Origin of the sequence: Cognatundibacterium curvum, from assembly GCF_014284235.1 — a bacterium.
GTDB lineage: Bacteria > Pseudomonadota > Gammaproteobacteria > Burkholderiales > Burkholderiaceae_D > Undibacterium > Undibacterium curvum.
In genome coordinates this window covers 19,293-33,110 of the sequence record NZ_JACOGD010000006.1, presented here as the reverse complement: position 1 = coordinate 33,110, position 13,818 = coordinate 19,293, and the positions used below count along the sequence as shown (strand labels likewise).

The window sequence follows — 13,818 nt, the reverse complement described above, 5'->3', positions numbered from 1 at the left end:
CAGGTCCGCTGCAAATCACTTTAGGCAATAGCCTGAACAATGCCGTGACATCGACCCTGAGCGGTGGCAGCTACGGTGCGATCAGCTATAGCAGCAGCAATGCGGCTGTAGCGACGGTTGATGCAACAGGTAAAGTCACACCAGTTGCCGCAGGCAGTGTGGTGATCACTGCAACCCAAGCGGCAGTGACCGGCATCAATGCGCAGGCTGTGGCCAGTTATAGCCTGACGGTGGGTAAAAATGCGCAAGCTGCACTCACGCTGACTGCTGACAAAATGGCGATTTTTAAAGTCACAGGTAAAGCGACGCTGACTGCTTCCGGTGGTTCTGGCAACGGTGCGATCAGTTTCGCGGTCAGCTCCGGTGCCTGCAGTTTGTCTGGCAATGTTCTCTCGGCTGGCAGCACAGCAGGTAACTGTGTGGTGACTGCGACCAAAGAGGGCGACGCGAATTTCAGTACGGTCTCGGCCAGCATCACGATACAGATTCAGAATCTGACTGCAGCCAGCGTAACGATAGGCACTACGCAGTCTCAGGTACTGGATGGGGTGCCAGTCACACTGACGGCAGCGGTTACACCGGCAGCTTCTACCGGTACCATCAGCTTTATGGATGGAACGGTGAACCTGGCAACGGTCACGTTGACGAATGGTTCAGCCGTACTGGTCGCGAAAAACCTGGCCGTTGGTGTTCATACCATCACTGCGGTGTATTCGGGTGATGCAGTCACTGCACCAGGCAATAGTGTAGCCATTACGGTGACGGTCGGTAAGCGTCCCGATCCGGCGGTTGATCCAGTGGTGAAAAACACGGCGGTCGCGGCATCGAATATCAGTCAGCGCTTCACTCAGGCACAGATGACGAATATTTACAGCCACGTTCAGGTTCTGCACCATGACTTTTCGATCAAGAACCGTTTTGGTATCAGCTTTAATGCACCAGGTCTGGAGATGTTCCGCATGGCGGCCAACAAGATCTCGGAAAACCTGACTGCTAATAAAGACAGCTTCGGCAACGATCTGTATCGCCTCAATCCGGCTGATGTACGTCAGGCCAGGGCACCGTTTGCCAAAGATGAAGCAGCGCATAAACTGATGGACAGCGAGGAAGAAGAAGCGCCTAAGAATGACGAGTGGTTCCAGATTGCAGGTAAACCAGTCGGCATGTGGACTGCGGGGAACATCGACTTTGGTGGTATCGATGCCGCTGATGGCAGCCGTACCAAGTTCTCCAGCTCGGGTCTGACTATCGGTATGGACATGATGTGGAATCCTAAACTGATCGTTGGTCTGTCCGTTGGCTATGCCCGTGATAAGGCCACCATGGATAACTTTGGCAGTGAAAGTAAATCCAAGCAATGGTCGGGTATGTTGTACGGAACGTATAAACCAGAGAAGGAATGGTTTATCGATGGCATGGGTGGTATCGGTAAGGTCAATTACGATAATCACCGCTGGGATGGTGAGAATAGTCAGTTGTTGGCTGGTGAGCGTACCGGACAGGTCAGTTTCATGTCGCTGACGCTGACCCGTGATATGAAGGTCGATAAAGATTTGCATATTCAGCCATTCGGACGTTTCGATGTATTGCATACCAAACTGGATGCGTACACAGAACGCGGCAGCGTGCTGGCACTGACACTGAATAAGACCAGCAGTGTGACGACGGCATTTACCGGTGGTCTGAACTTCGCCAAAGATTTCTACCTGGACTTTGGCCAGATCACACCATCGCTGAAACTGCAATGGCGTCACCGTACCAGCGGCGAAATGAACCAGTCTATGTACTACACGGATCTGGGTGCCGGCAGCACCAACTACAATGTACTGGTAGTCGGTTTGCCGGAAGACATACAGTCTGTTGGTCTGGGACTGAATGTGAAATCGCGCCGTGGCATAACGACCAACTTCAGCTGGCTGGGATCGATGGGTGCCCACACCTATAGAGCCAACAGCTTCCGGGTGGATTTCCGACTCGGGTTCTGAGCTAGCAAAGCCAATAAAAACACCAGCTCACGGGCTGGTGTTTTTTTTGGTGCTATGGCACTGTAGTGCTGACATCGTTCGCAAACAAGGACAAGCATGCATATGCTGCTGAAAAAACTCAACTGGAAACAGCAGGTGCCGACTGTGATTCTGCATGCGGATGCGGGTCAGCTGGCGCTGCTGGATATACCTGTCGCCCATCCCTGCATATTGCAAGTGGAAGCGCTGCAGCCTGCGCGGTTTTTCATCGTATTCGCAGCGACCCGGCAGCGTCTGGAGCAGACTTTGAACGCTATCCTGCCGCAGGCAGAAGGCGATGCGCTACTGTGGATGGTCTATCCTAAAAAGAGTTCAGCTTTGTATGCGGGTGAGCTGAGCCGGGATCATGGCTGGGACAGCCTGCGGGCGGCGGGCTGGGATACCGTGCGTCAGGTCGCTTTTGATGAAGACTGGTCCGCACTGCGTTTTCGCCGCGTTGGTTTTATCGGTCAGTCCTGAGGCGTATCAGCGATCAGCGAGCGCGCATCGATATCAAAAAATCAGACCCTCATGATGGGAGTGACGATGTTAAGTCCGTATCACACCAGTTTGTATTTGCAACGTCTGCAGCTGGATCAGGCACCACCGCCCGATCTGCAGGGTTTGCGCACGCTGCATTTGGCGCATCTGATGCAGATTCCATTTGAAAATCTGGACATCCGTGCCGGTCTGCCCATCAGCCTGGAGCAGGATGCCTTGCTGGATAAAATTCTGTTGCGCCGGCGCGGTGGCTTTTGCTACGAACTGAATCTGGCATTTTCCTGGTTATTACAGAGCCTGGGTTTTCAGACCCGCTTCTGGTCGGCACGGGTATGGAATGGCAAAGCCTATGGGCCGGAGTTTGATCACATGCTGCTGGCCGTGCAGCTGGAGGCGCAATGCTGGATCGCGGATGTAGGATTTGGCGACAGCTTTCGCCTGCCTTTACTATTAGCTGGCGCGGGGAATCAGGAGCTGGGTGTCACGTATCGCTGCGAGGCCGATGGCGCTGACTGGATACTGCTGCAGCAAAAAGCCGGACATGCCGCCACGCCACAGTACCGCTTTCAGACTCAGGCGTTTCAGCTCGAGGATTTCCTGCCCATGTTCGCTTATCAGCAGACTTCGCCAAACTCACATTTCACGCAAAAGACCATCTGCTCCTTGCCGACTGCAGACGGCCGCATCAGTATCGCCGATCAGAAAATGATCGTGACGCAGCATGGCAAACGCAGCGTGCATAGCATAGACAGCGAGGCCGAATACCATGCACTGTTACAGCAGAAGATGGGGATGTCCGCGCAGCAGTTGCCGCCGTTCCGGGCCCGCGTCCATGCCCCAGCTGAGTCTGCCTCTTCGCCTTAGTCTATCATGCGCATTTTGAATTGACGGCCCTTGATCTGGCTGCGTGATAAACGCTGCAGCGTGTCGTGGGCGATGGCGCGTTCTATCGCTACATAGGTCACGAATTCAGACACATTGATTTTACCGACCTGAGCTTTTTGCAAGCCCAGATCCGCACACAAGGCACCTAAGAGATCACCGGGACGCAGCTTGTCTTTCTTGCCGCCCTGAATGCAGATCGTCATCATCGGTGCCTGCAGCAGACTCTCAGTCGCATCGCTGAGGCTGTCCAGTTCCAGCCATTGCGCGCTGACACCCGAGTATTCCTCGATCAGCCTGACCCATTTTTTTTCACCTGAGGTGGCCAGACTCAGCGCCAGTCCTTGCTCTCCGGCGCGTCCGGTACGTCCTATGCGGTGGATGTGCACTTCGCTGTCTTTGGAAATATCGACATTGATGACGGCGCCCAGATTTTGAATATCCAGTCCGCGTGCCGCCACATCGGTCGCTACCAGCACCGAGCAGCTTTGATTGGCAAAGCGTATCAGCACTTCATCACGGTCACGTTGTTCCATGTCGCCATGCAGCGCCAGTGCGCTGATGCCCTGGGCATTCAATTCTTCTGTGAGTTCGCGGCAATGGATTTTGGTATTACAGAACGCAATGCTGGAGCTGGGCTGGTAATGCAGTAACAGGCGTGCGACCGCCTGATTGCGGCCTTCCTGACTGACATGGAAAAAATGCTGTTCGATTTGATTGCTGCTGTGCTGCGCCTCGATCTGTATCTCTTCCGGATCACGCAGCAATTGTTCGCTGGCGGCGCGGATATCATCGGGATAGGTGGCAGAAAACAGCAGGGTTTGACGGCGCGGCGAACAGGCGCCGACGATTTCGTAAATATCATCGTAGAAGCCCATATCCACCATGCGGTCAGCCTCATCCAGGACCAGGGTTTGCACTGCATTCAGTTGCAGGCTGCCACGGCTGATGTGATCGATCAGGCGGCCCGGTGTGCCAACCACGATGTGGGCACCAAATTCCAAAGAAGCCATTTGCGGACGCATCGGTGTGCCGCCGCACAGGGTCACGATTTTGACGTTCTCGATACGGCGCGCGAGGCGGCGTAATTCATTGGCGACCTGGTCGGCCAGCTCGCGTGTCGGGCAAATCACCAGTCCCTGTACCGCAAAGTAAGTGGGATTCAGTTTCGCCAGTATCCCCAGTCCGAATGCGGCGGTTTTACCGCTGCCGGTTTTGGCTTGCGCAATCAGATCGCGTTGCTGCAGGATGATGGGCAGACTGGCAGCCTGAATCGGCGTCATCTGCTGGTAGCCAAGACTGGCCAGATTGTCCAGCAACGCGGGCGCTAAGGGGAGGGAGGAAAAAGAGAGGGTATCAGACATGGTGTGGCTTTACAGAAGTGAGCAGGCAAACCGCCCGCCGGAAGCCGTATTGTAGGCGATGTCGGCCTGCTTAGCCTCAGCAAGATTGCTGCCGCTGCTGGCTGAGCAGGCTGGCCAGTCTGCATGTTGCGTTGATTGTTGAACTGATTGTTGCGCTGATTGGTGCATCATACAAAACAACAGTCCGCATGGAATAAGGCGCGCAGCCGTTTTTCGGGCTGCAGCCCAATACGGATGCGGACATTGGTTTTTGACTGCAGCTTTTCAGTATAGTCTGTACAAAAAAACGTGGCCCCTGTTTGCACAGGAACCACGCTCTTTCACATCTTCTCAAATCTTCTCAAGTCTTTTGCAGACCGAACGACTTATTTTGCCGGATAGCGGATACGCATTTCCTTGAGCAGATTGTCGGCATGATCAACTTCCTGCATGACCCACAGCATGTAGCGGATATCGACATGGATGGCGCGGGTGATGGCGCTGTCGAAGTACCAGTCCTTGGTGATCGATTCATACGTGGAATCGAAATTCAGACCGATCAGCTCGCCGTTTTTGTTCAGCACCGCAGAACCGGAATTGCCACCGGTGGTATCCGCACTCGACAGGAAATTCACCGGTACCGTACCCAGCACCGGGTCTTTATACACACCGTAACGCTTGTCTTTAATCGCTGCCAGCAAATTGTCCGGTGCGATGAAAGGCGTTTTGCCTGTGTGTTTTTCAGCGATCCCTTCCACGGTCGTGAACGGGCCTTTGGTCACGCCATCGCGCGGGCTGTACGGCGCCACGGTGCCGTAAGTCACACGCAGCGTGGAGTTCGCATCCGGATACACCGGCTTACCCTGGGATTGCTTCCACGCGATCACAGCCTGCATATACTTTGGAATCACACGCTCCAGATTGCCATCGACTTCCTGACGACGATCTTCGAGTTGCATGCCGATGTCATGCAATTTGACGGCCAGATGGATAAAGGCATCCTGGGAAGCGCGGAATTCCGCCACGTCTTTCTTGATCCAGGCCAGGCGTTTTGCGGTATCACCCAGTTCAGTGAGAGGATAAAACGCAGACACCGATTCCGGCAAAGGCAGCAATACATCCAGTCCCTGCGGATGGGTTTTGGCAGCCAGTTTGTTATAGCGTTGTAAGCCAGCCGTGAAGCGGGCCTGATCTACATTTGGCAGATAGGATTGCTCCAGACGGCTCAGACGCGCTGTGATGAAAGGCAGGTCACGCTGCTGGAAGCCGGCCTTGCGTTCCGCATCCGGCTTTTGGTTTTCCAGTGCCAGACGGTACAGCGTGCGTGCGCTTTTCAGCAAGTCGCTGTTGCTGGCCACGCTATAGGCAAACTCTTCTTCGGTCAGTGCCATATCGCTGGCGATCACCGCATCCAGATCTTTCAGGAAGTCTTTATCGGCATAATGCTGCGCTACCCAGCTGCGGAATTCTGCATCCTGTGCATCCTTGATGGCAGCGATATCTTTACGTGCAAAACCAGCCATCAAACCCTCGGTTTTTTTCAAGCGATTCTGTATGCCCTTGACCACGCTCGCATAGCGTACTTTTCCTTCGGCATTGCCTGCCGTAGCCGCCTCGATCACAGAAATATCGGAACGCGATTCAAATGCGCGGGCCGGATAGCTGACATCGCGCGCATAACGGATTTCTTCCGGCAGCTTGTAACGGCTGGTGAGGCCAGGATAGCCCGCCAGCAGGATAGGATCACCATTTTTCAGACCCTGAGCTGACACGGTCAGAAAATCTTTAGACTGATATGGCACATTGTCGGGCGATGGATCAGCCGGGCGGCCATCCTTGCCTACATAGGCACGCAGGAAGGCATAGTCGCCGGTGTGGCGTGGCCATTCAAAGTTATCCACCTCACCGCCGTAATTGCCTATCTTGTCTGATGGTGCATACACCAGACGCACATCACGTATCATCATCTGACGGATACGGTAGTACTCCAGCCCACGGTGAAAACTAGGGATAGAGCAGCGGTAGGCCTGGTTTTTTCCATCCGCCTGTTCGCATTCCGCGATCAGGTTCTTGATGCGGTTTTCCACATGCTCATGTCTTTGCTTGCCGCTCATGGATGGCGTGATGCCGCGCATGATCTGCTCCGTCACATTCTCCACCTTGTCGGTGATATACATGCGCGAATCCGGACCAGCCGGTAATTCCTCAGCGCGTGACTTCGCCAGGAAGCCATTGGCGATATAGTTTTTTTCTGCGCTGGAATTGCGCTGTACCGCGCCATACGCGCAGTGATGATTGGTCACCACCAGACCGGTTGGCGAGACAAACGACGCTGAGCAACCACCCAGCGAAACGATCGCTGTCATCGGATGTTTGGACAAATCCGCCAGTTTTTCAGCCGGAATGGCAATACCAATGCGCTTCAGCTCTGCCTTTAATTGCGGCAACTGATGCGGCTGCCATTGTCCTTCATCCGCCTGGACCAGCGGGCTGCTGGCCAAAGTCAGTCCGGCCAATGCCAGACTCCATGCATACGATTGTTTCAACTTTTTCTCCGTCAGTGGTCAACAGCCCGGCCCCATCCTGAGGCCAGCCGATTGCGGTGGGGCAGCGCGACAGACGCCAATGCAGTACGCCAATGCAGCACGCTGTACTCTGCTCTTAATTATGCAGGACGGCAACAACACCACACACTTGCCCATCCTGAGATCATGTCAGAACCCGGTTTCCAGACCCGCCGCCGCAGGAAAAGTTCCGGTAAAGGATGAAATTTGACAGATATCCTTACGTGCGTAAAGAAAAAAAGAAAAGTTATTTACGTTTTGACTTGGTTTTGTTGGGTGGGGGTGGAGAATGGGTATTGTTAATAATCAGAAAAATCGGAGAATCAAAAGTAATTTGAGCTGGCATTATTGAAAGTGCGCTCTTGAGACTGTGCCAAAGAAAGGGTATTTTCGTAATACCGCTCAGCTTAAATCAACCAAAACTTTCACTTTGAGATGCTGGTGATCTCATACGCTATGAACATACTTAATCATGGACATAAATCATTACGTACTAATAAAAATACAAGACGAAAACGTAGGCTTGTTTCAAAAAAAAATCTGATATGCCAAGTGTGCCGAATATCGGAAGTTTAGTAACCTTCGGAAATGGTTTCTGGACTATCACCTGTGTTGTTGAGGGTACAACTTTTCGGGAGGACGAGGGTACTTTCTCAATCTATTACACAATTGATGTTGAGGAAAGGAGAAGTAGACTTAAGGAATATATTAGTGTTGATCACTATCCACAAATTTTGGTTAATCGGTGTGGATTTAACACGTGTTGGTTAGAAGGTGACTACAACAACATTGCTGAAAAACTAAAAAGTACGCCATAGTTTTTCTAATCATGCTGCACGTTGTGGCAAAAGAGCCGCAAGCGGTGTTACGTGCACTTGGATAAGCAGCCAGTCTGTTCGAATGGTATCGCGGGCTGCCCGCGATACCAACCGGTGACACGGTATGCAGCCGTGTCGGATTGCGTCTTGCTTACTCCGCCAGCATCTCGCGTTTTACGCGGCGGCTGATTTCCCAGTCCAGTTCTTTATTACGTTTTTTTTCCAGCGCGTCGATATGGCGCAGTTTTTTGCCTTCGACAAATTCACCCGACAAAATCAGGCGTGGCTTGGTCGCCGCAGAAATCATGCCCTGCGTGGTCCAGGCTGAGCGTGGCAGTACGGAGCCCGCGAAGATGCCATAGTCTTTGCCGCAGCTGATGCCTTTTTCGCCGACTACTGATTCTCCGGCCTTGATGTATTTTGCAGCATACAAAGTCGCTGCCGTCGCGATCCAGCGGCCCGCATGGATTTCACCAAACAAGGCGCTGATTTCACCTTTGGCGCGTATGCTGCCCCAGGCCGTGATATCGCCCTGACTGCCGATTGCACCCGCTTCGATATTGCCCTGGCTGATGATTTCGCCAGCGAACAGGCTGCCTTCGACTTCGATATGGGTTTCGCTGAATACTTCGCCCTGGCAGTTGCAATCGCCTGCCACATGGATGCTGGCTGCGGCCAGATGGCCACCGACGAACTGTACTTCTGAGGCTTCCAGATCTTCATCCAGTTGCAGGTTGCCGTGGCAATCCAGATCGGCACAGGACAGATAGCCCAGGCATTGAATATCGCCAAAGCCGCCGAACACATCGTGATGTGCCTGGCGCGCAGCAATCGCCGGATGCACCAGCAGATCAATGAAGTTCTGGCCTTCAGCCAGTTTGCGCTGGTCCAGCTCTAATACGCGTGCCATCCATTCGGCGCTGCAGCCGGTTTTGATGAGGAATTCCACATCGATATGTCCGCCTACGTCCAGCGTATGGCCAACGTATAAGGACTGCACCTGCACGTCGCCGGTCACGGTCAGTTTGCCGAGGCAAAAAACTTCTTCAGCAATCAGGTCACCATCGATCAGCAAGTCACCGCCGACGATCAGCTGGGTGGTAATGGTGACGTCGCCCAAGATATGCACATCACCGGTGCTGGCGAATTGTTTGCGCTTCAGGCTTTTTGCCTGCACTGGTTCCGGCGCAGTTAACACTGGCGCTGCAGGCTTGGCAGTTTTTCTGGTGCGGGAGGTGGCAGCGATTTTCGTCATGACGGACCTTAAATGAGGTGAGACTAATTACGGATAAATGAAATGTTGCAGCATTATCCCAGAGCCGGCCAGGCTTGGGCGATTACGCAGGAACAAATCTGAGTGTTCCAGACGCAAGCATTTGAACAAAACAGACTATGCCGTCTGGGCTTAAAGACCCGTGAGCAGACAAAATCTGTGCTTGATGTTGTTTCTGAGTTACAAGGATTGAATTCAGAAATTGAGTGGAGTTATAATACAAATCATTCTCATTTGTCTTTTTTTGAGACTGTAGGAACTCCTTGCTAATAAGAAAAATAGGAAATTGGTGCACAGCCAGTACGCCTCACATTCCCTCATTTGTACGCAAAATGTTTGCCTCGACCTTCACTATTGTCTTTGCTCACACAGACAATCCTCACCGGAATTTGTATGTTTTTTTTGAATAGAAATGCGCCAGCCAAGGCGGTGCATGTTTCTCGTAGTTATTTAGTCAGATGCTTATCTTTGGGGATACTCGGTTTGTTGTCTGCTTGTGGTGGTGGTTCTGGCAGCCAGAATTCATCGGCTGAACCAGCACAGCAGATAAGTGCCGCAGCGCTGGTCGGCGAAAAGATTTTCAAGGACACCAGCTTATCTGCCTCAGGGAAAATGTCGTGTGCAACTTGCCATCTTCCAGAGAACGCTTACGCTCAAACGAATGATCTCTCTGTGCAATTAGGTGGCAGCGATATGACCGTGCCCGGCTTCCGCGCGGTTCCTTCTTTGCGCTACTTACACTTGACACCTGCTTTTGGTTTCGACAAAGACGGCAAAGCAAAAGGGGGATTTACCCATGACGGAAGCGCCAATACTCTGGCATCCCAGGCAGAGACACCGCTGCTGGCCGCTCATGAAATGGCCAATACAGATCGTGCAAGTGTGGTTGAAAAATTAAAACGCAGCGCATACGTTAATGAATTCAAAGCTGCATTTGGCGCAGGGATTTTTGACAATACGAATGCGGCATTTGAGCGCTTACTGTTCGCTTTGCAGCAATACCAGAAAGAGGATGCGGATTTCCATCCCTATGATTCGAAATACGATCAATTCCTGGCAGGCAAGGTAAAGCTCAGTGATGCAGAACTACGTGGCTTAGCGCTTTTTAATAACCCGCAAAAAGGGAACTGCGCTGCGTGCCATACCAGTGCGAAGGGGAGTGATGGCAGTCTGCCCGTGTTTACCGATTATTCCTATGACAATCTGGGCGTTCCGCGTAACCGTAGCATTCCTGCCACCGCAGATCCGACATATTTTGACTTTGGTTTGTGTGGTCCGGATCGCCAGGATTTAAAAAACCGGTCCGAATTATGTGGCGCTTTTAAAGTACCGACTTTACGTAATGTGGCGACCCGAAAGGTATTTTTTCATAACGGACAGATGCATAGCTTACGCGATGCCGTTAATTTTTATGTACGCCGTGACACCAACCCTGAAGAGTGGTTCCCGGTCATGGTAGACGGTACGGTATGGAAATTTAATGATCTGCCGCCGGATTACCTTGCAAACGTCAATACAAAAGAAGTCCCCTACAACAGACAGCGCGGTATGGCTGCCGCATTAACAGCAGACGAAGTCGAGGATGTACTGAAATTCCTGTCGACGTTGACTGACGGGTATAAGCCCTGATCGCTGCAGGTAAAAAATTCCAAATTGAAAGACGATAATGAAAAAAAATAGCTTGACCCAGGCCATTTGTGGCGCACTCATCTCTTCCGCCTGTATTGCTCCGGCTTATGCCGGTGAAGCAGAGCTGTTACAGAAAATAGAAAAGCTGGCTGCTGAGCTGGAAGCGATCAAGGCTGAACTGGCAGCCAGTCGTAAAAAAACTGAGCAGGGTACAGACGCACCGCTGGCAGTGAATCAGTCAGCAGCGGCAGCAGCCTTACCGGCTTCCGGTAATGTTGATGCGCAGATTCAGGAGTTAAGAAAAGAACTGACCAAGACCGTAATCAGTGGTTATGGTGAAGTGGCATACTCGCGTCCACGTAATGCCAGTGAACAGGCGCAGACGGATGTTAAACGGGCCGTTATCGGTGTTACGCACCGCTTTGACAGTAAAACCAAAATGGTCGCCGAATTCGAATGGGAACATGCAATTGCATCTAAAGGCGATGACGGTGAAGCAGCCGTTGAACAATTGTATGTGGAACATGAGCTTAAGCCTGGCATATCCGCAAAGGCAGGCTTGTTTCTGATACCGGCAGGTTTCATGAATACCAGCCATGAGCCGACTGCTTTCTATGGCGTGCATCGCAACTTTGTTGAAACCGCGATTATCCCGACCACCTGGCGTGAAGCCGGTTTGGGGGTGTCTGGTTCGCACTTAAATGGTCTGAGCTGGGACCTGGGCCTGACAACAGGATTTAATTTGACGAAGTGGGACGCTACTTCCGCTGATGGCCGTGAGTCGCCGTTAGGTGCGATTCATCAGGAGGGCCAAAATGCGAAATCGAAAGACTTGAGCCTGCATGCTGCACTGAACTGGCGTGGTGTACCAGGATTGTTAGTGGGTGCTTCAGCATTCTCAGGAAAAGCGGGTCATGGTACAACAGCGTTTGCAGCGAATGACGCCCGTGTCACGCTGTGGGAACTGCATGGCAGATATAATCCGGGCCCATTGGACTTAAGTGCTTTGTATGCGCGCGGTACAATCAGCAACACTACTGACTTGAATCTGACATTTGTCGGTAATCCCAATCCTGTGCCATCCACCTTTACCGGGTGGTATGTACAAGCGGCCTATCTGGCATGGAAAGACAGCAATTACAGCCTGACTCCATTTGTGCGCTATGAACAGTTTAATACGGCAAAATCATACGCCCCCGTACCTTTAGGATTAGGTGTCTTGCCGACTGACGACGAGAAAGTGATGACACTGGGTCTGAGCTTTAGAATTGGTGAAGGCGTCGTTTTAAAAACCGATTATCAGAAGTTCCGTCTGGATAATAGCCGCGACCGCTATAATCTCGGCGTCGGCTATGCATTCTGAGGCCGGCATGCCAGCGCAATTGGCATTGGCAACCCACTTTTATTTTTAATCATGAATCAGCTTGCTCCTCTTTCTCTGGTACTGCTGGCAACTGCCAGCAGTCATGCACTGGCAACCCAATACCTGAGTCCGGAGCAGGCGCAACAAGTCATTTTTCCGGAAGCGACGCTTTTCAAGGCACAGCCTGTGCAGTTAACGCTGGATCAAATGAAGCAGGTCGAGAAGCTGGCAGCTGTGCCAGCCCGCTCGGTTTCCTGGCGTGTTGTCCAAGCCTACAAAGATGATAAATTATTAGGGTATATTTTCTTTGATGACGTCATTGGCAAGTTTGAACTGATTTCCTATGCAGTAGGATTGCAAGCAGACGGCATGGTGCGTCAGGTAGAGATCATGGCGTATCGTGAAAGTCATGGTTTTGAAATCCGCAACGCCAACTGGCGGAAACAATTTGTCGGTAAAAGCGCTGGCGCAGGTATGCAAATAGGCGATGGCATCGCCAATATCAGTGGCGCTACTTTGTCTTGTTCGCATGTCACCGACGGTGTGCGCCGTATTGCTGCTATTGTTCAGGTGCTTTATAAAAAATGATACGGCGAGCTCAGCCCTGGTTGGGCACGCTGGTAGAAGTAGCGATTTGGGATGCGCCAACGGAAGTATCGCCGGACTGGTCTGCAGCTATACAGGCAGCATTTCAGGTGATCGCGCAAATTCACACATGCATGAGCTACCATAGCGACGGTAGTGATATCTATGCATTTAACCGGGCCACGCCCGGTGCCTGTCTTCATTTAAATCCTCATACGGCTCAGGTGCTTCAGGCGGCCACGCTGTTGCAACAACAAACAGGCGGAATTTTTGATCTGCGTGTGGCGAGCAGATTGGCCTGCCTCAGCATGCTGCCTTCACATACCAGGGTGCCACAATATGTCCCGGATCAGCAGGCCTTTCGTTTTGTCGATGAACTGTGCATTGAGAAGCTAAGCGACGACTGGCTGGATGTGGGCGGGATCGCTAAAGGTTATGCGGTGGATCAGGCAATCAAGGTATTAAAAAACTTTGCAGTAGACCGGGCTTGTATCAATGCCGGGGGTGATTTAGGCGTCATTGGTGAGCAGACGGTTTTCATCCGTGATCCTCAAGCACCAAGCCATATGGCGATGTCACTGACCCTGAGTCAACAATGCATGGCAACTTCGGCCAGTTATTTTTCTCAGCGCTGCGGGAGCACAGACCCGGCGGCAGACACTGGAATAGCCTCCGCACTGATCGATGGACGTAACGGCAATCAAATAAGTAGCGGGAAAAGCTATAGTGTCATTGCTGATCAATGTATGATCGCCGACGCTTTAACTAAACTGATTGCCACTACCGGGAATCAGGCAGACGCCTGCCTTGATTTATGGAGAGCAAGGGCGATTATTCTGCCGTCCTGACTGCCAACA

At 52.1% G+C, this 13,818-nt stretch carries 10 protein-coding genes; 7 read left to right on the top strand and 3 right to left on the bottom strand.

Annotated features, from left to right (window positions below; genetic code table 11):
• From H8K43_RS12030 to H8K43_RS12020, 3 genes are all read left to right on the top strand, one after another.
• Positions 1-1,985, top strand: a 1,985-nt coding sequence (locus tag H8K43_RS12030) for an autotransporter family protein (RefSeq protein WP_186904071.1), incomplete at its 5' end; no start/stop codon positions are given.
• Between the two features lie 96 nt (positions 1,986-2,081).
• A complete protein-coding gene (locus H8K43_RS12025; protein WP_186904070.1) occupies positions 2,082-2,483 on the top strand; it encodes a hypothetical protein in 402 nt (133 codons plus the stop codon).
• Between the two features lie 51 nt (positions 2,484-2,534).
• Positions 2,535-3,368 carry an arylamine N-acetyltransferase family protein gene (locus H8K43_RS12020; protein ID WP_186904069.1) on the top strand — a complete coding sequence of 278 codons (834 nt, stop codon included), beginning with the start codon at positions 2,535-2,537 and terminating at the stop codon, positions 3,366-3,368.
• Here H8K43_RS12020 and dbpA read toward each other — a convergent pair.
• The 3 genes from dbpA to H8K43_RS12005 all read right to left on the bottom strand — a co-directional run bounded on the left by dbpA (position 3,365) and on the right by H8K43_RS12005 (position 9,366).
• Complete coding sequence (gene dbpA, locus H8K43_RS12015; RefSeq protein ID WP_186904068.1) at positions 3,365-4,750, bottom strand: ATP-dependent RNA helicase DbpA; 1,386 nt, start codon at positions 4,748-4,750, stop codon at positions 3,365-3,367. The two genes, H8K43_RS12020 and dbpA, sit on opposite strands and share 4 nt — an antisense overlap.
• 365 nt (positions 4,751-5,115) lie before the next feature.
• Positions 5,116-7,245 carry a S46 family peptidase gene (locus H8K43_RS12010; protein WP_186904316.1) on the bottom strand — a complete coding sequence of 710 codons (2,130 nt, stop codon included), beginning with the start codon at positions 7,243-7,245 and terminating at the stop codon, positions 5,116-5,118.
• Between the two features lie 1,017 nt (positions 7,246-8,262).
• On the bottom strand, positions 8,263-9,366 hold the full coding sequence (locus tag H8K43_RS12005) for a hypothetical protein (RefSeq protein WP_186904067.1): 1,104 nt from the start codon (positions 9,364-9,366) through the stop codon (positions 8,263-8,265).
• Between the two features lie 411 nt (positions 9,367-9,777).
• On the opposite strand from H8K43_RS12005, the gene H8K43_RS12000 reads away from it, so the two are divergent.
• The 4 genes from H8K43_RS12000 to H8K43_RS11985 are packed head-to-tail and all read left to right on the top strand — an operon-like array spanning position 9,778 to position 13,809.
• The gene (locus H8K43_RS12000; protein WP_186904066.1) at positions 9,778-11,013 is read left to right on the top strand and encodes a cytochrome-c peroxidase; all 1,236 of its coding nucleotides are present in this window, start codon (positions 9,778-9,780) and stop codon (positions 11,011-11,013) included.
• Positions 11,014-11,050: 37 nt separating this feature from the next.
• Entirely contained in the window at positions 11,051-12,376 is a 1,326-nt protein-coding gene (locus H8K43_RS11995; RefSeq protein WP_186904065.1) for a porin family protein, read from the top strand.
• Positions 12,377-12,427: 51 nt separating this feature from the next.
• Positions 12,428-12,964 carry an FMN-binding protein gene (locus tag H8K43_RS11990; RefSeq protein WP_186904064.1) on the top strand — a complete coding sequence of 179 codons (537 nt, stop codon included), beginning with the start codon at positions 12,428-12,430 and terminating at the stop codon, positions 12,962-12,964.
• The gene (locus H8K43_RS11985; RefSeq protein WP_186904063.1) at positions 12,961-13,809 is read left to right on the top strand and encodes an FAD:protein FMN transferase; all 849 of its coding nucleotides are present in this window, start codon (positions 12,961-12,963) and stop codon (positions 13,807-13,809) included. Before H8K43_RS11990 ends, H8K43_RS11985 begins: the two co-directional genes overlap by 4 nt.
• Positions 13,810-13,818 lie beyond the last annotated feature (9 nt).